This window comes from Phycisphaeraceae bacterium (genome assembly GCA_020639155.1).
GTDB lineage: Bacteria > Planctomycetota > Phycisphaerae > Phycisphaerales > UBA1924 > JACKHF01.
Genome location: JACKHF010000001.1, coordinates 669178 through 692613, shown reverse-complemented (window position 1 = coordinate 692613; position 23436 = coordinate 669178). Strand labels below are relative to the sequence as shown.

Below are 23436 nucleotides of genomic sequence, written 5' to 3'. Positions count from 1 at the left end.
CGATCACTCGACAGGGCGGCGTAGATTCAGTCGGTCACGGATGCTTACTGCTCCGCAGTGAATGATTCGGTGACGTTTGCCACTGTGTTGTTTGCCTGTTGTGAGAGCTCGTTGTAGTTGCTGATGAAGTTCGTGTTGCCAAAGAAGGCGAACTGCTTGAACGCGCGAGCACCCTGCGATAGAGGCACGAGATGCTGTGTTGATACGAAGGACTGGCCCTCGGTGCTGGTCAGCCATCCTGTGAACGCAGAAGCATCTGAGCCTTCACTTGAGGTGCTGGTGGTCGCAAAGACAGGGAACGAGAAGCTGTATGTACCGTCCTGGATTGTGCCCGTGGATGGGAACACGCCATCAACTGCAGCACTTGTATAGCTCGATGTACCCGAGTTGCTGTTGGAACGCCACGATGAGTAGGTTGAGAATCCGATCGCGTTCGGGTGTGTGGAGACGTACTGCTCAAGCTGCTCTGTGGTGTTGAATGTCACCGCGCTTGACGGTGCTGTCCACGCAGAGTTGCCAAAGAGGAACGCGTGAGAAAGGAACTCGACGCCGTCGCTGGTGCTGTTCAGCACGCAGATGGTGATGTTCGAGTTGCTGCCGCCAAAGTCACTCCAGCTTGTCGTGGTGCCGTTGAAGATATTCTGCAACTGCTCCTGGCTGAAGTTCTGAACGGGGTTTGTGCTGTTGACGATGGGTGTCAGGCCATCCCATGCAAAGAGTGTGAATGACACGTTGCTGGAACTGCCATCAAATGCTGATGAGAATGGGCGATTTGAGAATGCAACCGTTGCCTTGCCAGTGCTTGTCCAGTTGAACCCTTCTGATGTGTTGTTCTGCTTGATGGACACGCTGGATGCACCGGTGCGCTCGAACGCACTGGCGAAGTTTGGTGCATATGTGGTTGCGATGGGGCTCGGCGCGCTGATCACGAACGTGCCGTTCGTATCAAGTCCGCCACCCAGTGCAACCGTTGACGCGAGCATAAAACCGGTAACCATGATCGATCCGTCCTCCGTCTTGGCCTCTTTGCCATTGATGTCGTGCTGAGCGGTGCCGGATGGGCACAGACCACACAGCTGGTTCAGCATTGGGATCGGATCAACGTGGGACAGACCCAAGTGAGTGTTGTAAATGGAACCGAGATCCGCTGTTATCTGGCGTGGAAAGCCGAAAAAACAGCCATACATGCGCGTGGAAAACAAGGGGCAATAACTGACGAAATGAACGAGTGATTCGCTTGATTCTGGCATCACGCTGAAACCAGTGAGCGGTTTTTTCCTTATGGAAAAGCCCCTGGAATCGACGAAACCCCCTTCATTGGCTAGGCTTACAAGTCGTAACGAACGCGCTTCAGCACGGATGGGGGTTGATTTCTTCGGAATCAACAGCGTTCGCGTTTGGTCCAACAATCTGTTATTATGCGTCGATCCTGGTGTGGAATTCATCCTGAGTGCAAGGTGCGCAAAGGCTGAATCCGGGAGAAACCCAGATGTTTGGGGCAGGTTGGTGGTTTGAGTGGGGGGCTGTTGCAGGAGTGTGTATCTCCATGCACCAGATCCTTTGGGTGGGCTCTGCGTTCGCGTAGACCTGACCTTTCCCTCGTGTGGTCGATGGTCTTGCATCGTCAGCAGTTATAAGGAGATAATAAGTATGAAACGTATAGGGGCAACAGGCGCTTCGGCTGTCGTCATGGGAGTTACAGCACTCCTCATGTTCGCCGGATGTGCACAGCAGGGGACGTATACAAACACAGCGGCAGTCGGAACACCGCGAGACGGGATGGCACGCACATCCAACGGTGGCGAGACAAACATTCGTACTGGTTCGACTGTTGCGCGTCCGGTCGTTCGGACAAACACATCGGCTGCGAACACCAGCACAAGCACTGCTTCGAAACCGGCTGCAACAACCACAACAGAGTCAAAGCCTGTTGCAGCAAAGCCTGCCCAGACAAACTCGAACATCAATACCTCACGTCCGACTTCAAACGTGGCAACAAACACGTCACGTCCCACGGTCAATGGCGAAGGCATGGCTCGCGCAGTGCTCGCGTATCCAACTGGCGATGAGCGCACCAGCGCGCTGCTCGTTGAAAAGTTCATGCCTGTTGAGGTTCGCTCAGGCCAGCCGTTCACATACGAGCTGCGTACAACCAACCTCACCAACATGGAACTCCAGAACGTTGTTGTGAATGACGCACCGACTGGTGCTCTCACAATCCGTGAGTCAGAGCCGACATTCAACCGCGACGCGTCGGGTGGAATGGCGTGGGCACTTGGCAACCTTTCGCCGCGTGAAACACGCACCGTTCGCGTGACAGCAGTGGCTGGCGGTACGGGTTCTGTTGGTTCCTGCACCACAGCGTCGTACAACACCTCCATGTGCATGACAACAAACGTGGTCGAGCCCGCACTCGAGTTGACGAAGACCGTCAGTCCCGATGCTGGCACACCGTGCGACACATTTGAAGTTGTCTACCGTGTCTGCAACACGGGTACCGGCACGATCGACAACGTGATCGTTCGTGACCAACTCCCCGCGGGCTTCACAATCGACGGGCGCACCGCCTTTGAGGGCAATGCTGGCTCGATCCCAGCTGGTGAGTGCAGAACCTTCACCGTCGCTGGCAAGGCTTCAGGCTCGGGCTCATACTGCTCGACAGCAACAGCTTCCGGCGAAGGTCTCACAGCTGAATCCGCAAATCCGTGCATCACTGTCCGTCAGCCCGAACTTCAGGTCGCGGTGGACTGCGCTGGTGAGCGTTACTTCGGCGCACCCGCAACATTCAAGGTCGTTGTCCGCAATACAGGTGAAGCACCAGCAGAGAACGTTGTTCTTTCCGCTCCGGTCCCAGCAGGCACGGCATTTGCTTCAGCATCTGATAATGGTCGCGTGACCGGCAACTCCATCGGCTGGAACATCGGTACACTCGCTCCGGGCGCATCCCGCGAGATCAACTTCGGCATCAACCCCAACGGTGCAGAGTCAGTCACCGGCACAGTCCGTGTCTCGGGCGCATGTGCGAACGAAGCAACCGCAACATGCTCGACCAGGTTCCGCGGTATCCCCGCTGTGCTCCTCGAAGTGGTTGACGGTCCAGACCCGGTCCTCGTTGGTGAGCAGACAACCTACGTCATCACTGTGACCAACCAGGGCACAGCCCAGGACAGCGACATCCAGATCCGTGCAACACTGCCCACAGGCGCAGAGTTTGTCTCGGCTGCAGGTGACACACGCGGCACATTCGCCAATGGCACAGTCACCTTTGCTGCACTCCCAGTGCTTGCTCCGAAGCAGCAGGCCCAGTGGCGTATCGTCGTCAAGGCTGCTGGAACGGGCGACGTCCGCTTCCGCGTCGAGATGGACACCAAGGAACTCGACTCCAACGTTGTCGAGACAGAAGCAACCCGCTTCTACAACTTCTGATCGATTGATCAGAACACACGACACGATCGTGTGAAGTGAGAGTTCAGACCCCGGGGATTTCGCTCCCCGGGGTTTTTCGTTGGACACCCCAGTGAACTACACTTGCCCATGGGCTCATTCGAACTGGTTGATACGCCGTTGAGTAACGAGATGGATACCGCCCTTCAGCAAACGCTGAAGGAGGGTGAATCTGTTGTCTGGGCAGGTCCAAGGCTCGCAGCTGCGGCAAAGAAACAGTCGATCACTGCCGTGCTCTTTGGTCTTACTTTTACACTGTTCTCTGCGTTGATTCTGTACTCGCTTTACTCAAGAGCAAGCACAAGTGGGAAGCCGCTGCCGGTTGTTCCAATGCTCATCGTCTTTCCGTTTTTATTTGTTGGGTTGCTGTTTCTCTTCTCGCCAGTCTTGATCAGCCAGCGCACAAAGCGCACGTTCTATGCAGTGACAAACAAGCGAGCACTCGTGATGTATCTGAAAAAGGACGGCGAGACAGTCGTACACGAATACACGCCCGAGCGACTTGGGAATCTCACGGTTCGCACAGGACCACACGGTGCGGGCGATATCATCTTTCAGGTGATCCGCAGGCGCGTGCAGGGCTCGGGTGACTGGCCTGAGCAGCGTATCTTCAAAGGTTTTCTTGGTGTTGCTAACGTGCGCGAGGTTGAGGGGCATCTCAATGCGCTGGTTGCGTCAGTCCCTTCAAACTGATGTCCCGGCTTTTCGTTGCTTCGACCAGTACCACCAGTCGCACTGCTCCGCCGGCAGGTTCGGGTTCTTTGCCTGTGCGATCGCGCACTCAAACACGTCGAGCACGCACATGTCTTGTTGCACGCCGGTCTTTCTGCAGAGCCTGTCGTAGAGCGTCTTCGCGTCCTGCTTTGCCAGATCTTCAACGGTGGTGATGCCGAGCAGATGGAAATCGCCGACGGTTGCTTTCCCGACAGAGCGGAGATCGATGAGGTTGCGGGATGCGGGCTTTGTTGTGGCTTTCATAAAACATAATCCTAACAAAAACTCAAACTCTTTGCAAGGGTTGACAGGGCGGCGAAAATAGGTAACAATATTGTTACTTATGTCGTCCGCGCCACGCCAAAATGAAACCCAGCTTACCGAAATCGACGCGGTCTTTGCTGCGTTTGCCCACCCGGTGCGTCGGCGGATCCTCGATCTGCTCCAGACCTCGCCAGGGATGACCGTCAAAGCGGTCTCATCCCACTTTGACATCTCGCGTATCGCGGTGATGAAGCACATCACGACATTGGAGAACGCAAACCTCGTGCTGTCAGAGCCTCACGGGCGTGAGCGCCGGCTGTTCTTCAACGTCGTGCCCATCCAGATGATCTACGACCGCTGGACCGACCAGTACAGCCAGTTCTGGGCTGGTCATCTCGCGGATATTCAGTTTCGTGTCGAGTCTGCTGCAAACGCAAGGAACACAAAGCATGCCTGACATTACCATCGCCAACGAAGGTCCGACGATCGCCAAGTTCAACGTGAAGATCAAAGGCACGATCGAGGACGTGTGGCGCGAGATCACTCGCACCGATGGCAAGCCCATCCCCGCGTTCTTTAACTCTGTCATGCACGCGAAATCACTCACCCCTGGATCAAAGATCGCGATGCGCACGCCCGATGGCAAGTACACGGGCGTGGTTGGTGAGATTACAGAGTTCGATCCGCCGAAGCGGTTCGCGCACACATTCAAGTTTACAAACTACAACGACCCCGAGTGCGTTGTCGTCTACGACCTTGAGTCAGTGAGTGACGGCGTGTCGTTCACACTGACCATCAGGGATATCCCAGTGAACACCAAGACCGCCAAGCAGATGCTGATGGGCGGCAAGATGATCGTTGGCACGCTCAAGAGTGTCATCGAAACAGGGAAGCCCAGCACGGGGACGCGCATGCTGTTTGTCATGTTCAAGGTCATGGGGTTGTTCACGCCCAAGAAGTGTTTGAGTGAGCACTGGCCCGTGTAGGCGTGTCTGAGAAACGGTCTGCGGTCAGAAAGTCCGCTCCAGAGAGAAACATTGCAAGAAATGGGTGTTGAGTAATATAGCCATATGAATGGTGCGCTGTCGGTGCGCGCATGAAAAGGGAACAAACAACAAAGGAGATCGATATGGCACGAGCAATCATCGGAGTCATCGTCGGGTACGCGATCTGGACATGCATCTGGCTCGGGGGCAATGCCGTCCTGCTTCCCGATGCAGCGAAGGTTGTTGGTGAGGGTCAGTTCTATGGCGATGCTGGTCCGCTCGCTATTGCTCTCGTACTGAGTGTTGTCTGCTCACTTGCTGCGGGTATTGTGACAACATCCATTGCCAGGCCAATGCATCGGATGCGCTGCGGAATCGTGCTCTCCATTGCACTGCTATTGACCGGGATCGGTGTGCAGACAGGGGTGTGGAACCTTATGCCTGCGTGGTATCACATCTCATTTCTGGTGCTGTTGGTACCAATGACACTCGTTGGCGCGAAGTTACGTGGTACGAGGTGAGAAAGAACACAGCCCACGGTTTGCAATCCGTGGACTTGAATATGTTTATCTCGCTGCACGCGCCTTTTCGTCCGCAGTCCACGGATCGGCAATGTGACACGCGCGTCCGGTCTTCGCGATGTAGTCCTGGTGGTACTCCTCGGCAGGCCAGAATGTCTCTGCCTTTTCAATCTGTGTGACAATGGGATTTCGAAGAACACCGGATTCATTCAGTATCTTCACGAACTCCTTGGCAGCATCGCGCTGCTGATCGTTCACGTACCAGATGCCGGAGCGATACTGCTCGCCAACATCCGGACCTTGGCGGTTCAACGTTGTGGGATCATGCATGGTGAAGAATGCCTGCAATAGTCGTGCGTATGTGATCTGCGTTGGGTCGTAGACGACCTTCACTGTCTCGGCGTGGCCTGTGTTGGTGTAGCAGACATCCTTGTACGACGGTGCTTCGGTTTTTCCCTGCATGTAACCGGATTCTGCGGAGATCACGCCGGGGCCAGCCTGAAAGAAGTGCTCTATGCCCCAGAAGCACCCGCCCGCGAAGTACGCGGTCTCAGTTGGTATTGGCTTGCTGCGATCCGGAAACTCCTCGCCCTTCTCGATGAATGTCAATGACGCTGAGTTTAAGCAATGGCGCACGCCAGTTTCGGTTGGACCATCTGGGAACGCGTGTCCGAGGTGTGAGCCGCAACGCGCGCAGTTGATCTCGACGCGCGTCATGCCGTACGACGTATCGACCTTCTTGGCGACGTGCTGCGGATCGAACTCGCGATCGAAGCTCGGCCAGCCTGTGCCCGATGTGAACTTGTGCTCGCTGGAGAACAGTGGAAGTCCACACACCACGCAGACATACGTGCCATCCTTGTGGTTATCAAGCAGATTGCCACAGAACGCAGCTTCGGTTCCAGCGTTCTGTGTGATGCGGTACGTCTCCTCGTCAAGCACAGACGCGAGTTCGGCAACGCGATCTTTGGAGAGTGGCGTAATGTTATATGCACTGCGAGAGACAATGCGTCGCTGGGTTGATGTTTCTGATGTTGTTGTCATGGTCTGGTCTGGTTGTGCATGCAGTGGATCGTGCGGTGATGGCTGCTGTTCCGGCTGGAGCATGTCAAGGAGCACACGCTGCGGTGTCTGGTCGATTCTTTGCTCGCCGGTAGGCAATCCCAGTCCTGCGAAGGCGAGAATGCCAGCCATACCGAGAGCGGTGATGCCTGCAAGCGTTGTGGTGATGTGCGATTTCATAGGAGGTCCAATCAAAGAACGGCACATACTATTCCGTCTGCCAGTTCGTGGGTGCTGATGCATCTGATGAGTGACGCGATCAAACCGTGACATCACTGGATTTTCTTCATGTCACAGAACGTCCCAAAGACTGGGACGTTCTATATAGAGATTCATTCTTTGTCAGGTATTACTGCGTTTATTTGCATCCAGTTGCGAACTCATTGCCGAAGCAGATGTAATCAAAGATATTCAATGGGCCAGAGCCGTCGTAATCGGCGTAGCACGATGCGCCAAGGTGTACAACAAAGCTGCCGATTGGGCCTGATCCATCACACCTCCATCCAGCGATCAACGAACTATCGGATGAGATCGCTGATGCCCTCCATCAGTCCCCCGCTGAGTGCAAAGAAAGGAGGTTGAGCGTTACAAGTGAGTACCAACGCGTATGTACCGACAATAATCAGAGATTCCCGTCCGTGTGCTCGTACCATGGCATTGTTTCTTGCATAATGTGGTTGCCCGCTTCAATGCACCTGCACTCACCACTATTGTAACTCAGATCAACCGCGCATGAGGTGCTAATAGAGATGATCTTCAGTCCGCGGTTGTCCCGAACGACACAACTTTGATGTTCGAACAGTGCTTACTTTGCGAGCACAAGTGTCGCAGCCATTGTGCGCAGTGTGGTGAGCGTGTACCCACGAAAGCGATCGACAAGATGCTCCTCATCGATGGTATTGGAGTCGGCAAGTACACAGTCCTTGATCTCGAACATTGCGCCCGTTTTCTTGGCAGCATCGGCAAGGTCCGACACACGGAGCAGGTTGCATCCGCATGGCACACCATCACGATAAAATCCGAAAGGGACGAGCTCAGGCTTCCACTGCCTGTGGTCTGTAAAGTCAACACGGTTGATCGATATGCCTCCGGGCCGAAGCGATGTCAGATGATTCTGGATCTCATTGTCAAAGCTGCTGACGTGCTCGAAGACAGAGGTCGAAAGGATCATATCAAAGGAAGACGCATAGCTTTGAAAGTCGAGATGTTTGCAGAGCCTGATAGGGCCGAGATTGATCTCGTCCTGATTGATCGCCTCGAACGAGAGTTCAGCAAGCCGTCGTTTGAGAAGTCGAGCATCATTATGCCCTGCGAAGTTGTATGTATCTGGTTGCACATGAATATCGGAGATCAACTCGCGTATCGAGACCGGTGTTGTATCGGGAAACCATCCCGCGGGCTCAAATGCTGTTACTGTCTCCGCACCATTTATGTAGAGCAGGATCGCGATTGATAATGGACTGTACTGTCCAGCACCAAAGTCGAGAACATGTGAACCTCGCAATCCATCAACTGAAAAATAGGACGGGGAGGCTTGAGCGTACCGCTTGATCGATGCGAGTGATTGCGTTGGGCGAAACTTTGAGTAGTCTGCAACACGCATCCACTCGTCAAGACGAACCTTTACCGGCGCGAGCATCTCGTACATCTTTCGGTACGAGTACATCCCGTCAGAGAGAAACTCCGCAAGACATCCCGCGGTTTCTTTATTCAGGATCCCCAAATCGATGAGTTGCTTGATCCCACTTTCGCGTGAAATAGGATAAAACACTTCGCTGAGCGCTCTGAGCACATTGGGTTTCATCTGATCCTCTCAAACATCCTGATGAGTTATTACACTCCCGCGACGACCTCAAGCTTCATGGCCTTTGCCATCGCTTTGCCCATATCAGCGGGGCTCATTGCGACCTCGACACCGGCTGCTTGCAGCGCCTCGATTTTGGAATCTGCTGTGCCGGTGGGCTTCCCGCCCGAGCCGGATTCGATGATCGCGCCAGCATGTCCCATGCGCTTGCCGGGAGGTGCGGTGCGGCCCGCGATGAACGCAGCGCACGGCTTGGTCACGTTTGCCTTGATAAATGCTGCTGCCTCTTCCTCGTCGGTGCCACCGATTTCGCCGATCATCAGAATCGCGTCGGTGTCCGGGTCGTTCTGGAAGAGTGTGATCGCGTCGATGTGGTTCATGCCGCGCACAGGGTCGCCGCCGATACCGATGCACGTCGATTGTGCGAGCCCGACGTTGGATGTCTGCCAGACTGCTTCATATGTGAGTGTGCCGGAACGCGAGACGATGCCAACAGATTTGCCCGTGGTGCACGCAGCTTCTGAGATGTGCGTGTTGATATATCCGGGCATGATACCGATCTTGCATCCCGCGTTTGTATATGGGTTCGATGGTGAATCGCCCTCGCCGGTTTTCGGTCCGGGTGTGATGATGCCGGGGCAGTTCGGACCGATGAGCACGTACGGGTCTTCACCATTCAGACGTGTGTTGGCGTTCAACTCATCAAGCACAGCGCGGACCTTGATCATGTCCTGCACGGGCACGCCCTCGGTAATCGCGCACACCAGTTTCAACCCCGCGTCGAATGCTTCAAGAATCGCGTCGCCAGTGAACGCGGGCGGGACGAATATCATCGTCGCGTGCGCGCCGGTCTCGCGGACAGCCTGATCCACCGTGTTGAAGATGGGCAGACCGTTGGCATCCTTCTGCCCGCCCTTGCCGGGTGTCACGCCGCCGACCATCTTCGTGCCGTAGTTGTAACATCCCTTCGTGTGCACTGCACCGAACGAGCCCGTGATGCCTTGGCAGATGACGCGGGTATCGGCATTGATGAGAACAGCCATGGCACTCTCCTGCAGGAAACAATCGTCGCGGAAACAGCGGATATGAGCGGGTAGGGTACGCACGAAGCCCGGGTTTTCACGGCTTGCGGGCCTGATTCGTATGCTTGTAGGGGCTAAAGAGCCCGATTCGATTGAAATCAAGCCCCATCATCCGGGCTGGCATATGGGGGATCTCCTTGGACACGTCTTCCGACATGATCATCTGCCCCGGTTGCAGCGCGATAGTTGCATTTTCTACCGGCCCAACGCATCAGCACATGGACGCAGCGCCTGCGTGCTGGGCAACATTCACACGTGTGCTCAGTACTGCGTTCGATAGCGCGCCATCACCAGACGTTCGCCAACTTGTGCTTGATGCGTACGCTGTCCAGCATCCAGGACCTGAGTCTGCACAAAGAGCACGAGAGATGCTCGGGCATCTCATCGGATTGCATTGTGCACTGGATCACAATATGTCAGCGAGAGAAATCGTGCAGATGATTCGTGAGTGCAGGAAGATCGCGGGTACGATCTCGTGGATGGCCCCACCCGCGCAGAGAGCATCGCTGACTATCCATGATGTGATCGATGCGCAGACCGAAGCGGACCACCATCAGCGTGTGCGCATCTGGGCGACCAGCGTGTGGAAATCGTGGGATGAGCATCATGAGACGATCGCGCAGATTGTTGGAAGAGTGATGAACTAGATTCGACTAAGAGTGAGTTTCAAGACGTTTCTGAGATAGTGTTCAATAGCAGGCGCTGTCTGGCAGACCGACACATCTGCGGAACCCGGTTTCAGATGCGTTGCTTTGTGCAGGGCACTTGCGATTGCATCTCTCCATGCGCCCGGTTCATGAGCATCGACCAGCACGCCATGATTCTCTGCGAGTTCTCGTCCCGATGCATTCGGGCCCGCGATGATAGATGTGTGCGTGAACGTTGCGTCCGCGAGGAAGCGCCCTAACGGTGCTCGCGGCGGAGCGATGCTCCCCGGATGTAATGCAGCGTGCGACCCCAGCAGCACCAGTTCCATGTGGTTCGTCGGCCCGATCAATCTGACATGATCTGAAATACCGTGCTTGCACGCAAGTGCATCAATGGAACCAGCCATGCTTCCTGTAATGACTAGTATCGGTCTTGCTTCCGGTTCGATCAAGGCAACACCAGCAAACACACTATCAATCGCATTAAGATCGTGCGAGTTGAGCGACATCGCGAGGAGCGTCGCGTCCTGTGCCAGTGAAAGCATGGCCCGAAGCCGTGCTCGTGCCGTTTGTCGCATCTCAACCAGCTCATCACGATTCAATCGTGATGACAACGGGCTGATAAACCCGACTCCTGCGACGCTATCCTTGTCATTACCAATGCGCAATCGTGAACACTGTGTCTTGTGCTCTGCGCCGATCGGCAGCGCATGCAGGATGCGCCCGGCACGATACGCTCGCATCGCTTCTGTGCAAGCGATGGATGCAACAAACTCGCTGCGCTCTCGCGCAAGCTCCATCCCCATCGACAACGGGTTCGGTGACTGGAGTACACGTGTGAGCGCGCCGCGGGGGTCGCGGGCAATCGGCAGCCACACCTGTCCGCACACGGTGGGAGTGAGCGAGATGACAACAGGAGTTTCAATGCCGGATATTTCGGCGTCGTGTCCGATCTGCTGTACGACAGTGCGTGCCCACCACGCGAACGACCGTGCGCGGCCGTCGTTGCGTTTTCGGTTCGGTCTGTGCATTCGGACAGTCAATGAACCTGCCGATTCGATCGATCGCTGCTCCAGTACAGACGTATCCTCAATCGCATCGCATAGAAGGGTGACGTGATGTCCGCGTGCAACCAAAGCGAGAACAAGATCGATTGCCAGTTGCTCCTTGCGCCACTGCTGTGCTCGCACATACTCGACAACTGCGATGATGTTCATGTGTCACCATCCCGCACAGGTTCGTGCTGGCACAGCGCGACAAGTGTGAAGACCCACGCGCTTGTCTGCGCATTGATGTGGATGGAGTCGAACAATCCGGCAACCATGATCGCAAGCAGCGCGCATGCAGGGGCAATCGCATAGATGTGGGACGGCGTAAGCTGCAATCCATTGTTTCTCTGGTTGGGTCCGGGCAGTACACTGAAAGCGTTGCCGATTGCGAACACGATCATGCACGCTCCAGACAAGGCCGACAATATCCCGCCGGTGGCGAGCGTGTGGACGTATGTGTTGTGGGCGTGATTGTGAATGACCCGGTTGACATCGATCTCGGGATCGGACGACTGCGCAAGTTGTGTGCGTGACCACGACGCAAACCCACCCTCGCCGACACCAAGGACTGCATGGTGTGTGAAGCACTGCCATCCCATGACCAGCATGGCCATTCGTGCGCCGGTATCTGTCGAGTAGTTCTGCTGATCGATCGCCTGCGTAATCTCATTTCTGGCAAGCTCATACCGTGCGCTGATCGATGTGCCAAAGAGCATCCACGCAGCGCCACATACGAGCACGATCACTGTTGCAAAGCCTCCAAACACCAGCCATATCCGTCTACCTGCAGCAATCTGGACCAGACGAACGAACACAGCGAGTGCGATCATGCTCAGGACAGCAGCACCCTCTATCCAGGCGCCTCGGCTGCCGGTTGCCATGATCGCAACACACGCGCACAGAATCAGGGTGATTGCGAGCATCCGATTCCTGCCAGTTGTGCATATCGCAATCGGCGCATGGAGACCGAGAGAAGCGACGAGGATCGTTCCCGCGATGACAGGATGCCACCATCCGGAAAACCGATCTTCTGCTCGTATCCAGATTGGGTCATACAGATTGAGTGCCGGACCAATCCAGTTGACAAGTTGTGCCAGCATCCCCAGCGCAACGCCAGCGGACAGTGCGCTGACAAGTGCCCTGCGCTGATCGAGTACAGGCGCGAGCATGGGGATTGCCCACAGCCATCGCAATGACGCGAGATGATCAAGGCCCAGCACGACATCGGGGGACCATGTCAGCGAGAGAAACCGGAACGCTGTCCATGCGATAATGACGAGCGAAATTGGGCTGACAATGGACCACAGCATCAACTTGTAGGTGTGGCGCAAGCCAATGACTGCGCAGATCCAGAGTGGGATGCCAGCAATCTCGACAATCGAGACAGGTGAAGAGACCAGCACCAGGAATACGCAGGAGAGTGCGAGATGAACCTTTGCGTTCAGTGGGTCTCGTGCACGCCATCGAGCTCGCTCTGCCCTGATCTGATCAGAACTGGGCCATACCCGTTGGTTCCATCCTGCTTGCAGTTTCACCGGCGTACCCGCACTCTCGTGCGCAGTAGAGTGGAGGAGTTGGTGCAGGACAGAACGCGACATGCTGAGAGTTTAGGTGTGGATGTGCTGATCAAAAAGCACAACGCGCGTCCGGCTGGGAGGAACGCGCGTTGGCGGTTGGGGTCGAGCGAGCGGAGGCATGGGCCGCGTCAGCCCGATGGTGGGAACTGGTTGATCACATCGCGTGCGCGTGCTCACGAGGTCGTGCAATGATGTGCGGTGCAGGTATTTCCTTCTTCGGCTCCAGTGAATCACGAAGTGCCGGAGCAGCACGGAACGCGCATGTGCGTGACGCCTCAATGGTCATGGGTTCCTTGGTAACCGGATTCACGCCGATGCGTTCTGAGCGGTCTCGACGGATAAACGTGCCGAAGCCGGCGATGGTCACTTTGGCATCGTCACGAACACCGTCACGAATCGCTTCGAAGACGGCTTCAACCGCCTTTGCAGCAGCGGTTTTGGTGGTGTCCATGGACAATGCAACACGGTCAATAAGATCAGTTTTGTTCATGGCAGGTACACTCAAACACTGGCAACGACGTCTGGCCGCCCCTGCGGGAGACACCGCAACCCGGGATAGTGGTTTCACAGCTGATACGCTGCGACAGCACAACCTATCGGCACCAGTATCTCGCAACCACAAAACTTTGTGGTTGTTTTTTTCGGACTTGGGCGGATTCTCGTTCATTCGTCAGCTTTGTTCGCAATATGAATGGTATTTGGCCCATACAACAACACGGCCCACAGTTGCGAATGAATCGATCGCGCCGATACTTGTGTGCTTGGACCTGATGGGAGAACTGCATGGCGGATGACGCAAAGCCGTTGGTCATTCAGACAGAAGATCTGTCTGAGGAGCCTGCGCGATGGCTTGGAGAACGATGCGAGCTCGTGCGATGTTCGCATCTCGATCAGCCGCAGTTTGGCAATCTGCTCGCCCGTGCACAGGGACTTGTTGTGCGCACGTACACGCCGGTTGACGAGCACCTGCTTGATCAGGCACCGCATCTGAAAGTGGTGGGGCGTGCTGGTGTCGCACTTGAGAACATCGATATTGGCGCGTGCAGAAAACGCGGTGTAGAGGTTGTCCATACACCGGGCTCAAACACGCGTGCAGTTGTTGAATACGTCACGTTACTCATGATTGATGCGCTGCGACCGCGTGAATACGTGGCGCACGCAGTGAATCAAGGCGACTGGAATGCAATGCGACAGCGGAACACAACGCATCGCCAGCTCTCGGATATGACGATTGGCATCCTGGGGTTCGGCAAGATCGGAACCGGTGTTGCGCGCGTGGCAAAGGCTCTCGATATGCGTGTGCTCTATAACGATGTGCGTGAGATCACCGAAGATCAGCAGGTCGCTGGATGCGAGTCCGTTTCGCCGGAACAGCTCTTTGCGGATGCCGACATCGTGACGGTGCATATCGACGCACGAAGCTCAAACACCCACTTTGTTCATGCGAAGCTGCTTTCAACGATGAAACAGGATGTGACATTCCTGAACACAAGCCGCGGCTTTGTGCTTGATCCGTTTGCACTTGCTGATGCGATGCTCAAGCGTCCGCAGGCGCAGGCATTAATCGACGTACACGATCCGCATGAGCCTGTTGACGGGAGCTACCCGTTGCTTGATATTGAAAACGTGACACTGCTTCCGCACCTTGCATCATGCACACAGACAGCGAAGACGAACATGTCGTGGGTGGTGCGAGATGTGTGGCGTGTCATCACCGGTGAGCAACCCGAGTGGGCTGCGCCATCGTGGGACACCTGATAGGGGTCATCTGCCCGCTTCAATGACACTTCGGAATCTTGTGTACATTGCTTCGAGCGAGCTTGGTATCACACGAATCTGTCCAACAACACTCATGAAGTTGACATCGCCCGACCAGCGCGGAACAACGTGCGCATGAAGATGAGCTGGCACGCCAGCACCAGCTGCTCGTCCCTGGTTGATGCCGATGTTCACTCCCTGCGGCGACAGTGTTCTGTGCGTGAGATCAACCGCACGATCGACAAGCTGCCAGAGCGATGAACGCTGCGCTGTGTCGTAGTCCAGCAGCGTCGGGCGAGGATCGCCCAGCGCAATAAGCAGATGTCCGTTCGAGTACGGATACCGGTTCAGCAGAATCATCCCCACGGTGGTACGTTCGATCACAAAGTTTCTGGCGTCGTGCTCGGGTGTGCTCCAATAGTCAGAAAGAAACGTGCCCGCGTCTGTTGCGGATTTTGTGTGTGCGGCACTTGTGTCTTCGAGATACTCCATCCGCCATGGTGCTTGGATCGCGGCGGGACCAGGGGTATATTCTTTAGCAGCTTTTCGGACCTGTTTTCCTGTGTGTTCCGTGGTCATGGCAGACTGTACGGCTCGTCGTCAGGTTTTCAGTATGGAATGTCAGGTTTGTCTGGATGCAATGACTGCACACGGGGTCAGGTTGTGTCGATGACAATCCCGAGTATTCGCATCATCCGGACAATCACTATGGCTGACACATCGACTCCCAAGCCAACGTCATTACAGGACAACTCGCACCCCCAGCGTGCAGGCGACATCATGACCGAGCACGTTGTCACCGTGAGTATGGATGACTCACTTCGCGAGATCCGTGAGGTCTTCACCCGGTTCAGGTTCAGGCATGTGCCGGTGGTTGAAGACGGAGTCCTCGTCGGCATCATCTCTGATCGCGACGTGCTCTCCCACGTGAGTCCGTTTGTCGGCTCGTTCTCAGAGCGCGCACAGGATGCGAACTCGCTCAAGCTCAAGGCACATCAGGTCATGACGCGCGAGCCAATGATTGGCGATGTCTCTACGCCGATCGTTGAGATCGGGATGCTCATGCTGCAGTACTCGGTGTCATGCATACCGATCTGCGACGAGGCGGGCATCTGCGTCGGAATTGTGACATCGCGCGATGTCCTTCGGTGGTGTCTGCGTTCTGGATGTGGTGTCAAGCAGGCCCCATCCAAGACAAAGCAGCCGACGGATAATACGCCGACTGCTCCAAAGCCTGATGAGAAGAAATCTGCGGCCTGATTTACAGGGCTGGTGATGGTGCTGCCGGTTCGCGAACCGGTGCTGCACGCAGGCGTTCAAACGGGACCGGATCTGTCGGGACCATCAACCCGGTGTCTGTCTCACCAACGTTGTAGAGATTGTCCAGCACGCGACGCTCCACAATCTGTCGGATGTAAATGACCTCAACCTTGGTGTTGTTTGCGGTGGGGCGTGTTGCAACAAGCATCTGCTCGGGCATCTGATCGAGCACCACTCCCTGCTCCTTGCCCATCTCAATGTACTTGTTGAGTGCCTGCTCGGGGGAATCAAACTTCGGCATGAAGTTTGGTCCGATTCCTGCGGTATGTTCAGGATTTGAGTTGAAGTTTGTGTTGTTCGTCCAGTTGTTTCGTGCGACAACGAACGCGAGCATAATCATAGCGGCCGCGAGCCATCCACCCCACGTGGTCACGTTTGAGACTCTTGCTGCAAACCGCTGATGCATCGCCATCTCGACGGGTGCTTCGATCCGGTCGACGGGGTCAAGCATCATCTCGACCGAGCGCTGTAACTGAGCGTGCTGCATCTGCGACTCGGCGAGTTGCTGCCAGACAGTCTGGTCAACCGATGCGAGATCACGGAGCAGGTTCCAGTCCTCAACACTCGCTTCAGCGTCTATGACGCGCGTGATGAGTGTGTCCAGATCCGGATGCTCTTGCGTGTGGTCTATGTTGGTACGGTCAAACTCGTTCATATCAATCCTGTCAAATCCAGCAGAGATGATGTGATCTCCGCTGCCCAATGAGATGCGCTACCAGTTCGTATCCGTCGATTCTCTGCGTGCGGTGCTCTTCGTGCGATCGTCTGTGCCGCCGATGCCGAATGTGCTGGCACGTTCCCTGAGCATGCGTCTGCCACGGGCAATGCGTGTCTCAACTGTTGTCTCCGGCAAACCGAGCAGGTCGGAGATCATTTTGTAACTCATGCCCTGCACGCAGCGGAGCAGCAAAGGTTCCCGGTATCCTTCCGGAAGCTCGCGTGCGAGATCCAGAAGTGTGTGGGCATCGTGAGATACCTCGGCTCTCTCGCCGATGCGTTCCTGTGGCACACCCATCGATGCGGCAGATTCGAGCGCATTGCCCTGATCCGATCCAACTGCAGCATCAAAGGAGAGTGTTTCACGTTTTCGATGGGTCTTGATCTTGCGGCCAGCCAATCGTGCCTGATTCACCGCAACCGTGCGAAGCCATGGCTTGAGTGCTGACTCGTCACGAAGTTCTCGAACAGACCGAACAAACGTGCAGGCGACCTCCTGCAAAAGATCCTCAAGATCCGTCTCGCGGGGCTTGTGGGCGAGCATGATCGCACCGATCCACCGACGATGGTGGACCCAGACACGTCGCATGGCATCCACGTCGCCACGGATAGCTGCTGTGATATCCGATCGGGGCAGATCTCCCGATGTGGGCCATGACTTCGGTTGTGACGAGGTCTGAGCTATGACACGACTCCTGTTCTGCACAATCTCAGACCATCCGGCCACAACCGATCAAGACGAGGGTGTCTCTGCAATCACAGATGCGCGACTGCCGGATCTCCGGCGTGCTGGAACATCATTTTGCTCTTGGGTTGGAACGCTCCAGCCCATAGAATGTTCAGGCAGATTCTGCCAGGTGACGCAACTGTGACAATCAGATCCATTCACACAATATCGGGCGTTTGGTTGATGCCTATTCTGCCTTCTTGCTGACACCCTGCGGCTGACGCGTATCCTTCCCGCCTCAGCAATACATATGGCAGCCTCTCTTGGGAAAAAACACAAGACCAAACCACGCCCGCGATCGGCAGACGACGGGCGTGTGATGCCACTGGGTGATCATCTGGAAGAGTTGAGAATCAGGCTGATTCTGGGGATTCTCGGTCTGGTTCCCATTCTCGTTGTTGCAATCATTTTCGGCAAATCCATCCTCGCCTGGCTGCTGGTTCCAGCACAGACGCAACTGGCCGATGCCGGGCTTCCGCCGTATCTCCAGGCAACGAGTCCGCTGGAAACATTCTGGGCGTACTTCAAGATCGCATTTGTGACAGCCATCATCATCGGTGCGCCGTGGATTCTGTGGCAGCTCTGGAAGTTCATTGCCCCAGGATTGCACAGGTCCGAGCAGCGGTTTGTATATCTGCTTGCTCCATTGAGTGGCATCCTGACGATCATGTCGGTGCTGTTTCTCTACTACATCATGCTGCCGGTTGTCATGCAGTTCTTCATCTCGTTCGGCATAACGGTTGTCGATTTTCCCGTGGAGAAGACCCATGTCCCGTTCGATATGGTGTTCCCCTCGATTCCCATGCTCCCCGGCGATCCGAGTGATCCCGTGCCGGGCACAATGTGGGTAGACACCGTTTTGCATCAACTCCGATTTGCAATGCCGGATGGTTCCGTGCTAGGGACACCACTGACAAAGGCAACGGGTGTGTTGCAGCAGTATCGTGTGAGTGAGTATCTCAACATGGTGCTGATGATGGCAATGGGATTTGCGCTCGGATTCCAACTTCCCGTGATTGTGTTGCTGCTCGGCTGGACAGGTATCGCGGAACCGTCGTTCCTGAAAAAATATCGCAGGCATATCGCACTCATCCTTGCCATTGTTGGTGCAGCCCTCACGCCGGCAGACCCTGTCTCCATGTTCCTGCTTGCAGTTCCCATGTATATCTTGTTTGAGTTCGGGCTTGTACTTCTGATTATCCTTCCTGCGCAGCGGGTGTCGAAGGGGTTCTCCAGCGAATCGAAGGAGACGGAGGGATACGACGAGCCCGATCTTCCATCAGACTACCAGAACCGTGATACGCAGCATGGTGACTTGCCGTGAGTTTTCTTCGAAAGGTGCTTGGGGCTGGAAGGCATGCAAAGCCTCGCACATCATCAACACGTGAGGTGCTGGATGCCACCGATTTCGATGTGCAGATGATGGGGGCAGCACTGGAAGCAGCGAAGCACGCTGCTGCAATCGGTGAGGTGCCCGTCGGTGCTGTTGTATACGAAACAGCAACACAGCGGGTGGTTGCTACAGCACACAATCGGCGTGAGACCGACAAGGACCCGTGCGCTCACGCGGAGTTGATTGCCATCAGACAGGCATCCCGCGCTGTTGGCGACTGGCGGCTCAACCACTGCACACTTGTCGTGACACTCGAGCCGTGCGCCATGTGCGCTGGCACGATTATCAACGCACGCATCGGGCGCGTCGTCTTTGGGGCAACGGACCCCAAAGCCGGCGCCTGTGGCTCGGTGATGGACATCACTGCAAATACACAGTTGAACCATGCGCCAGTAATTATCGGCGGTGTGCTTTCGGACGAGTCATCTGAACTTCTCAAAGTGTTTTTCAGGGAAAGACGTACACAACGAAAGTTACGATGAACTCTCGCCCAGCGCAGCACCGATGATCCCCGCGTTGTCGAGCAGCTTTGATGTGACGATGCGAACGTCGCGCGTTTTTCTCGGGAATATAAGCGGTCGTGCCCGGTCGGCGATGGGGCCGCTCAGCGCATCTCCCATCGCTTCGCCAAGTCCGCCGCCGATGACGACACAATCAAGGCTCAGCAGCGACACGACGCTTGCGACGGTCCTTGCAATGGTTGTTGTCGCGCGATCGAGAATCTCCCTGACGGCCGGATCTTCCATCGCGTGGGCGCGTGCGATGATATTCGAAGTGATTCGCAGTGTGCGTGGATCAGCGTCATCCTCGTCCGCTTTCTTTCGGAGTAGCTCGTGGATAACAGAGTTTGGATTGTCAGCGATTGCTGCCTGCACCTGGCGTGCGATTGCGCTGCGGGCGCAGTGCGTCTCAAGCGTGCTGCACATGTCCGATCCGAACCCGGCAATGAGCATCTGTCCGATCTCGCCCGCAGTGCCGAACGCTCCGCGATAGAGCGAGCCATTCAGCACAATGCCGCCACCGATACCGGTGCCGACCCACACCACGATCATGGCTTGCGACCCCCTGCCAGCGCCAAACCGGGCTTCCGCGATTGCAGCGCAGTTCACATCATTCTCAAGATGCACCGGCTTGCTAAATCTCTGCGACAACAGTCGTGCAAGTGGCACATCTTTCCAGAACAGATTCTCCGCATCCTGCACCATACCGCTCACCGGATCGACACCGCCGGGCGAACCAATACCGATGCCTGTCAACTCCTCTATCTCAACTTCGGCTTTCTCGCACGCTTTTCGTGCGCATTTCTCGATTCGATCGACAACGCCTTCAAGCCCGACCTCGGGCTTGGTTCTCCGCTTTGATCGCGCGATAACATTTCCCTGAGTGTCAACAACACCCGCCTGGATGTTTGTGCCGCCAAGATCAACCCCGAGATAGTGCTGTGTCGTCATGCGCGTTGCTCGTTTCGTTCATATGCGCGAAATCAGCACAGATTTGCGCCGATGCGTCGTGTGTCTTTCCATAATGCACGGTGTTGCTGTGATATGGCAGCGAATGCAATGTCGTTCAGATCGCGGTGCGCAACAATGGTGCTTCCACTCCCGGTCAGATAGCAGGAGATGCCTTGTCTGCGCATCATGCTCAGCATGGTGCGCAGCTCCGGATGAACATGGCATGCAGCGCCTTCAAGATCGTTCCTGATGGTATGGTAAGAGAAGCTCGGATTGTCAATTTGGCACGGGAGGAGTACGTGCGACTGAGGTGTGATGGCATCGAACGCGTGATACACCTCAGCCGAGTTGCACCCGAATGATGGGATAATCAGCGTGATCGCACCATGCACCCGATCAGTTCGCTCGATTGTCCCGCCGAACCCGGACACTATCGCGGGTCTCGGTGTCGTTTCGAGACAGAGTTGATCAGCATCATGCCTTCCGTGACGCGCCCGATCCATGTCAACAAAGAACGCGACATCGCTGCCGAGTTGGAGCGCGATCTGTTGCAGTGTGTGTTCATTGAGATGCAGATTGCAGAGCAGATTTACGCCGATCAGCACAGCGGCGGCATCACTTGATCCGCCGCCAAGCCCGCCTCCTGCAGGTATGTCTTTGCGAACGACGATCTCAACAGCCAGCGTCTGTCCGGTGTGTGCTTCCAGCGCTCGTAGCGCACGGACTGCAAGATCCGAGTCGATCGGCCATTCGACCGGAGACTCGTGGTTGTCAGTTGAAACCCATGACACTCGATGGTTGATCGGCCCGTGCTGAGGAACGCGGGTCAGAATGATGTCGTCGTGCAGATCAATCGCGTGCATATGTGTGTGGACTCTGTGCCAGCCGGGCTTTTCTGAAGTTGCTGGTTCCGGCTGTCCGACGTGCAGACATAGATTGATCTTGGCGTGTGCTCGAACACGAACCCGCCCCACACGCGAGGCGTACGCTGCTGCTGTTCTGTGCTGCTCACCGGATTCTGGCATTGCCAGAGTGTAACCCGGTTTGTGCCGCATGGATACGAGCAGATATGCCGATGTTCTACCATCTCAAGGAGTCTTCCCGGAACATCCATGCCGTCAGACGCGATCATTACCATCCTTGTTATTCTGCTTGTGCTAGCGCTGCTGGTGCGCGGCCGTTACGGTTCAGACATCATTATCGCAGCGGGCGTTGCACTGCTTATGGTGCTTGGGGTAATGACGCCGCGGGAGTCGATCGCGGGACTTGCCAACGAGGGTGTCGTCACGATTGCTGTGTTGTATGTGGTCATCGCAGGCCTGTCAGAAACGGGTGCAGTGCGGATGCTTGGCAGTTGGATGATGGGGAGGGCAAAGTCACCTGTCAAGGCGCTCACACGAATGGTGGTGCCGATCTCGGCGCTATCGGGCTTTGTGAACAACACCCCGCTTGTTGCGATGTTCATTCCAGCGGTTTCAGACTGGTGCAAAAGAAATCAAGTCAGCCCGTCGCGCATGCTCATTCCGTTGTCGTATGCGGCGATTATGGGTGGGACCATGACGCTCATCGGCACAAGCACAAATCTTGTGGTCTATGGCGCATGGAAGGATGTCTTCCCTGATCGCACGATTGGCATGTTTGACATCGCTTGGGTTGGTTTTCCGTCACTCGTTGTTGGACTGGTCTATCTGCTGACGATCGGGCGCTTGCTGCTGCCCGATCGTGCGCCAGTACTTTCGGTTGGTGATGATGCACGCTCATACCACGTGGAGATGCTGGTTGAGCCAAGTGGCCCCATGGTGGGAAAGACCATCGAGCAGGCGGGTTTGCGCGGGCTGCCGGGCCTGTATCTGTCGGATATCGAACGCGACGGGCACGTGCTAGCAGCTGTTGCGCCGGATCAGATGCTCCTCGCGAACGATCGGCTGCTCTTCGTCGGCGTGCTGGACTCTATCGTCGATCTGAACAAGTTCCGCGGCCTGCAGGCCGGAACAAACCAGGTGCAGAAACTGGCAGAATCAAAGCACCAGCGTCATCTTGTCGAAGCGGTTGTGTCGGATTCGTGCCCGCTCATTGGACGCAATGTGCGAGAGTTCGGGTTCAGATCAAAGTACAACGCGGTTGTGATCGCGGTGGCACGCAACGGCGAGCAGATCAAACGCAAGATCGGCGACATTATTTTTCGTACCGGCGATACGCTGCTGCTCGAAGCGCCGCAAACCTTTGTTGAGACGCAGAGAAACTCGCGAGACTTTCTTCTGGTCAGTGCTGTTGAGGATTCGCAGCCAATTCTCCACGAAAAGGCATGGATTTCGATCGGCATTGTGCTCGCAATGGTGCTCGCGGTGACGTTCGGCTCTGCGTATGGCATCACGATGCTGCATGCAGCTGTCGTTGCTGCTGGGCTGATGCTTGCGACGAGATGCTGCTCAGGTGCTTCTGCGCGCAGGAGCATCAACTGGCAGTTGCTTGTTGTGATTGCGGGTTCACTCGGACTCGGGAAAGCAATGCAGGTATCTGATGCGGACGACCTTATTGCAACCAACTTGATCTCGATCGCTGGAAACAATCCGTACATCGTGCTTGCGCTGCTGTATCTCTCAACGATGCTCCTGACGGAGATCATTACCAACAGTGCTGCAGCGATCCTGAACTTCTCGCTCGCAATGGCGCTTGCGCAGACGCTCGGGCTTGATCCGAAGCCGCTCGCGATGGCAGTGATGATGGCCGCGTCGGCGAGCTTTTCCTCGCCGATCGGATACCAGACCAATCTCATGGTGATGGCACCAGGCGGGTACAGATTCACAGACTATCTTCGTGTCGGTATGCCGCTTAATCTGTTATTCTTCGTTGTTTCAGTGATTGTCATACCAATGCACTGGCCGCTGCGTCTTGCAAATCCATCCACACCGTAATACAT

25 protein-coding genes are annotated in these 23436 nt (G+C 55.8%); 11 read left to right on the top strand and 14 right to left on the bottom strand.

Going from position 1 to position 23436, the window contains the following annotated elements; genetic code table 11:
* Positions 1–44: 44 nt before the first annotated feature.
* Positions 45–1088: a hypothetical protein gene (locus tag H6815_03005; protein ID MCB9859396.1), complete on the bottom strand. Its 1044-nt coding sequence runs from the start codon at positions 1086–1088 to the stop codon at positions 45–47.
* A gap of 562 nt (positions 1089–1650) precedes the next feature.
* On the opposite strand from H6815_03005, the gene H6815_03000 reads away from it, so the two are divergent.
* Both H6815_03000 and H6815_02995 read left to right on the top strand, forming a co-directional pair.
* Positions 1651–3426, top strand: a complete 1776-nt coding sequence (locus tag H6815_03000) for a DUF11 domain-containing protein (protein ID MCB9859395.1) — start codon at positions 1651–1653, stop codon at positions 3424–3426.
* 108 nt (positions 3427–3534) lie between these two features.
* Positions 3535–4137 carry a hypothetical protein gene (locus tag H6815_02995; protein ID MCB9859394.1) on the top strand — a complete coding sequence of 201 codons (603 nt, stop codon included), beginning with the start codon at positions 3535–3537 and terminating at the stop codon, positions 4135–4137.
* On the opposite strand, the gene H6815_02990 is transcribed toward H6815_02995, so the two are convergent.
* Positions 4129–4422: a TfoX/Sxy family DNA transformation protein gene (locus H6815_02990; GenBank protein MCB9859393.1), complete on the bottom strand. Its 294-nt coding sequence runs from the start codon at positions 4420–4422 to the stop codon at positions 4129–4131. The genes H6815_02995 and H6815_02990 overlap by 9 nt on opposite strands.
* A 79-nt stretch (positions 4423–4501) precedes the next feature.
* Here H6815_02990 and H6815_02985 point away from each other — a divergent pair, with 79 nt between their 5' ends.
* From H6815_02985 to H6815_02975, 3 genes are all read left to right on the top strand, one after another.
* On the top strand, positions 4502–4879 hold the full coding sequence (locus H6815_02985) for a helix-turn-helix transcriptional regulator (protein MCB9859392.1): 378 nt from the start codon (positions 4502–4504) through the stop codon (positions 4877–4879).
* The gene (locus tag H6815_02980) at positions 4872–5408 is read left to right on the top strand and encodes an SRPBCC domain-containing protein (protein MCB9859391.1); all 537 of its coding nucleotides are present in this window, start codon (positions 4872–4874) and stop codon (positions 5406–5408) included. Before H6815_02985 ends, H6815_02980 begins: the two co-directional genes overlap by 8 nt.
* A 143-nt stretch (positions 5409–5551) precedes the next feature.
* Complete coding sequence (locus tag H6815_02975; GenBank protein MCB9859390.1) at positions 5552–5929, top strand: hypothetical protein; 378 nt, start codon at positions 5552–5554, stop codon at positions 5927–5929.
* A gap of 45 nt (positions 5930–5974) precedes the next feature.
* Here the strand turns inward: H6815_02975 and H6815_02970 are convergent, their stop codons facing one another.
* The 4 genes from H6815_02970 to sucD all read right to left on the bottom strand — a co-directional run bounded on the left by H6815_02970 (position 5975) and on the right by sucD (position 9838).
* A complete protein-coding gene (locus H6815_02970; GenBank protein MCB9859389.1) occupies positions 5975–7171 on the bottom strand; it encodes a bifunctional methionine sulfoxide reductase B/A protein in 1197 nt (398 codons plus the stop codon).
* Between the two features lie 178 nt (positions 7172–7349).
* Positions 7350–7505: a hypothetical protein gene (locus tag H6815_02965; GenBank protein ID MCB9859388.1), complete on the bottom strand. Its 156-nt coding sequence runs from the start codon at positions 7503–7505 to the stop codon at positions 7350–7352.
* A gap of 291 nt (positions 7506–7796) precedes the next feature.
* On the bottom strand, positions 7797–8795 hold the full coding sequence (locus tag H6815_02960; protein ID MCB9859387.1) for a hypothetical protein: 999 nt from the start codon (positions 8793–8795) through the stop codon (positions 7797–7799).
* Positions 8796–8824: 29 nt separating this feature from the next.
* Positions 8825–9838, bottom strand: coding sequence for a succinate--CoA ligase subunit alpha (gene sucD / locus H6815_02955; protein ID MCB9859386.1), 1014 nt, complete (start codon positions 9836–9838; stop codon positions 8825–8827).
* Positions 9839–10014: 176 nt separating this feature from the next.
* On the opposite strand from sucD, the gene H6815_02950 reads away from it, so the two are divergent.
* On the top strand, positions 10015–10524 hold the full coding sequence (locus tag H6815_02950) for a hypothetical protein (protein ID MCB9859385.1): 510 nt from the start codon (positions 10015–10017) through the stop codon (positions 10522–10524).
* Here the strand turns inward: H6815_02950 and H6815_02945 are convergent.
* From H6815_02945 to H6815_02935, 3 genes are all read right to left on the bottom strand, one after another.
* On the bottom strand, positions 10521–11741 hold the full coding sequence (locus H6815_02945) for a hypothetical protein (GenBank protein ID MCB9859384.1): 1221 nt from the start codon (positions 11739–11741) through the stop codon (positions 10521–10523). The genes H6815_02950 and H6815_02945 overlap by 4 nt on opposite strands.
* Positions 11738–13171, bottom strand: coding sequence for an O-antigen ligase family protein (locus H6815_02940; protein ID MCB9859383.1), 1434 nt, complete (start codon positions 13169–13171; stop codon positions 11738–11740). Before H6815_02940 ends, H6815_02945 begins: the two co-directional genes overlap by 4 nt.
* A 133-nt stretch (positions 13172–13304) precedes the next feature.
* On the bottom strand, positions 13305–13640 hold the full coding sequence (locus H6815_02935) for an HU family DNA-binding protein (GenBank protein MCB9859382.1): 336 nt from the start codon (positions 13638–13640) through the stop codon (positions 13305–13307).
* 293 nt (positions 13641–13933) lie between these two features.
* On the opposite strand from H6815_02935, the gene H6815_02930 reads away from it, so the two are divergent.
* On the top strand, positions 13934–14908 hold the full coding sequence (locus H6815_02930; protein MCB9859381.1) for a hypothetical protein: 975 nt from the start codon (positions 13934–13936) through the stop codon (positions 14906–14908).
* A 6-nt stretch (positions 14909–14914) separates the two neighbouring features.
* On the opposite strand, the gene H6815_02925 is transcribed toward H6815_02930, so the two are convergent.
* Positions 14915–15487 (bottom strand): HIT domain-containing protein, encoded by a 573-nt coding sequence (locus tag H6815_02925; GenBank protein ID MCB9859380.1) that lies wholly within the window; start codon positions 15485–15487, stop codon positions 14915–14917.
* Positions 15488–15616: 129 nt separating this feature from the next.
* Here H6815_02925 and H6815_02920 point away from each other — a divergent pair, with 129 nt between their 5' ends.
* On the top strand, positions 15617–16168 hold the full coding sequence (locus H6815_02920) for a CBS domain-containing protein (GenBank protein ID MCB9859379.1): 552 nt from the start codon (positions 15617–15619) through the stop codon (positions 16166–16168).
* Between the two features lies 1 nt (position 16169).
* Here H6815_02920 and H6815_02915 read toward each other — a convergent pair whose 3' ends face one another.
* Together H6815_02915 and H6815_02910 are read right to left on the bottom strand one after the other, a co-directional pair.
* Complete coding sequence (locus H6815_02915; GenBank protein ID MCB9859378.1) at positions 16170–16883, bottom strand: hypothetical protein; 714 nt, start codon at positions 16881–16883, stop codon at positions 16170–16172.
* A gap of 57 nt (positions 16884–16940) precedes the next feature.
* Positions 16941–17672 (bottom strand): sigma-70 family RNA polymerase sigma factor, encoded by a 732-nt coding sequence (locus H6815_02910; GenBank protein ID MCB9859377.1) that lies wholly within the window; start codon positions 17670–17672, stop codon positions 16941–16943.
* Positions 17673–17922: 250 nt separating this feature from the next.
* Between H6815_02910 and H6815_02905 the strand changes: the two genes are divergently transcribed.
* Together H6815_02905 and H6815_02900 are read left to right on the top strand one after the other, a co-directional pair.
* Positions 17923–18996 (top strand): twin-arginine translocase subunit TatC, encoded by a 1074-nt coding sequence (locus H6815_02905; protein MCB9859376.1) that lies wholly within the window; start codon positions 17923–17925, stop codon positions 18994–18996.
* Positions 18997–19094: 98 nt separating this feature from the next.
* A complete protein-coding gene (locus H6815_02900; GenBank protein MCB9859375.1) occupies positions 19095–19547 on the top strand; it encodes a nucleoside deaminase in 453 nt (150 codons plus the stop codon).
* Here H6815_02900 and H6815_02895 read toward each other — a convergent pair.
* Together H6815_02895 and H6815_02890 are read right to left on the bottom strand one after the other, a co-directional pair.
* Entirely contained in the window at positions 19539–20516 is a 978-nt protein-coding gene (locus H6815_02895) for an ROK family protein (GenBank protein MCB9859374.1), read from the bottom strand. The genes H6815_02900 and H6815_02895 overlap by 9 nt on opposite strands.
* A 32-nt stretch (positions 20517–20548) precedes the next feature.
* Positions 20549–21541 (bottom strand): hypothetical protein, encoded by a 993-nt coding sequence (locus tag H6815_02890; GenBank protein ID MCB9859373.1) that lies wholly within the window; start codon positions 21539–21541, stop codon positions 20549–20551.
* An 87-nt stretch (positions 21542–21628) separates the two neighbouring features.
* Here H6815_02890 and H6815_02885 point away from each other — a divergent pair, with 87 nt between their 5' ends.
* On the top strand, positions 21629–23431 hold the full coding sequence (locus H6815_02885; GenBank protein ID MCB9859372.1) for an SLC13 family permease: 1803 nt from the start codon (positions 21629–21631) through the stop codon (positions 23429–23431).
* The last annotated feature ends 5 nt before the right edge of the window (positions 23432–23436 follow it).

What these genes read in the sequence shown, in the direction of transcription:
- H6815_03005 (MCB9859396.1), bottom strand. Translation starts at nt 1,088, where the DNA reads ATGCTGAACCAGCTGTGTGGTCTGTGCCCATCCGGCACCGCTCAGCAC.
- H6815_03000 (MCB9859395.1), top strand. Translation starts at nt 1,651, where the DNA reads ATGAAACGTATAGGGGCAACAGGCGCTTCGGCTGTCGTCATGGGAGTT.
- H6815_02995 (MCB9859394.1), top strand. Translation starts at nt 3,535, where the DNA reads ATGGGCTCATTCGAACTGGTTGATACGCCGTTGAGTAACGAGATGGAT.
- H6815_02990 (MCB9859393.1), bottom strand. Translation starts at nt 4,422, where the DNA reads ATGAAAGCCACAACAAAGCCCGCATCCCGCAACCTCATCGATCTCCGC.
- H6815_02985 (MCB9859392.1), top strand. Translation starts at nt 4,502, where the DNA reads ATGTCGTCCGCGCCACGCCAAAATGAAACCCAGCTTACCGAAATCGAC.
- H6815_02980 (MCB9859391.1), top strand. Translation starts at nt 4,872, where the DNA reads ATGCCTGACATTACCATCGCCAACGAAGGTCCGACGATCGCCAAGTTC.
- H6815_02975 (MCB9859390.1), top strand. Translation starts at nt 5,552, where the DNA reads ATGGCACGAGCAATCATCGGAGTCATCGTCGGGTACGCGATCTGGACA.
- H6815_02970 (MCB9859389.1), bottom strand. Translation starts at nt 7,171, where the DNA reads ATGAAATCGCACATCACCACAACGCTTGCAGGCATCACCGCTCTCGGT.
- H6815_02960 (MCB9859387.1), bottom strand. Translation starts at nt 8,795, where the DNA reads ATGAAACCCAATGTGCTCAGAGCGCTCAGCGAAGTGTTTTATCCTATT.
- sucD (MCB9859386.1), bottom strand. Translation starts at nt 9,838, where the DNA reads ATGGCTGTTCTCATCAATGCCGATACCCGCGTCATCTGCCAAGGCATC.
- H6815_02945 (MCB9859384.1), bottom strand. Translation starts at nt 11,741, where the DNA reads ATGAACATCATCGCAGTTGTCGAGTATGTGCGAGCACAGCAGTGGCGC.
- H6815_02940 (MCB9859383.1), bottom strand. Translation starts at nt 13,171, where the DNA reads ATGTCGCGTTCTGTCCTGCACCAACTCCTCCACTCTACTGCGCACGAG.
- H6815_02935 (MCB9859382.1), bottom strand. Translation starts at nt 13,640, where the DNA reads ATGAACAAAACTGATCTTATTGACCGTGTTGCATTGTCCATGGACACC.
- H6815_02930 (MCB9859381.1), top strand. Translation starts at nt 13,934, where the DNA reads ATGGCGGATGACGCAAAGCCGTTGGTCATTCAGACAGAAGATCTGTCT.
- H6815_02925 (MCB9859380.1), bottom strand. Translation starts at nt 15,487, where the DNA reads ATGACCACGGAACACACAGGAAAACAGGTCCGAAAAGCTGCTAAAGAA.
- H6815_02920 (MCB9859379.1), top strand. Translation starts at nt 15,617, where the DNA reads ATGGCTGACACATCGACTCCCAAGCCAACGTCATTACAGGACAACTCG.
- H6815_02915 (MCB9859378.1), bottom strand. Translation starts at nt 16,883, where the DNA reads ATGAACGAGTTTGACCGTACCAACATAGACCACACGCAAGAGCATCCG.
- H6815_02905 (MCB9859376.1), top strand. Translation starts at nt 17,923, where the DNA reads ATGGCAGCCTCTCTTGGGAAAAAACACAAGACCAAACCACGCCCGCGA.
- H6815_02900 (MCB9859375.1), top strand. Translation starts at nt 19,095, where the DNA reads ATGGGGGCAGCACTGGAAGCAGCGAAGCACGCTGCTGCAATCGGTGAG.
- H6815_02895 (MCB9859374.1), bottom strand. Translation starts at nt 20,516, where the DNA reads ATGACGACACAGCACTATCTCGGGGTTGATCTTGGCGGCACAAACATC.
- H6815_02890 (MCB9859373.1), bottom strand. Translation starts at nt 21,541, where the DNA reads ATGCCAGAATCCGGTGAGCAGCACAGAACAGCAGCAGCGTACGCCTCG.
- H6815_02885 (MCB9859372.1), top strand. Translation starts at nt 21,629, where the DNA reads ATGCCGTCAGACGCGATCATTACCATCCTTGTTATTCTGCTTGTGCTA.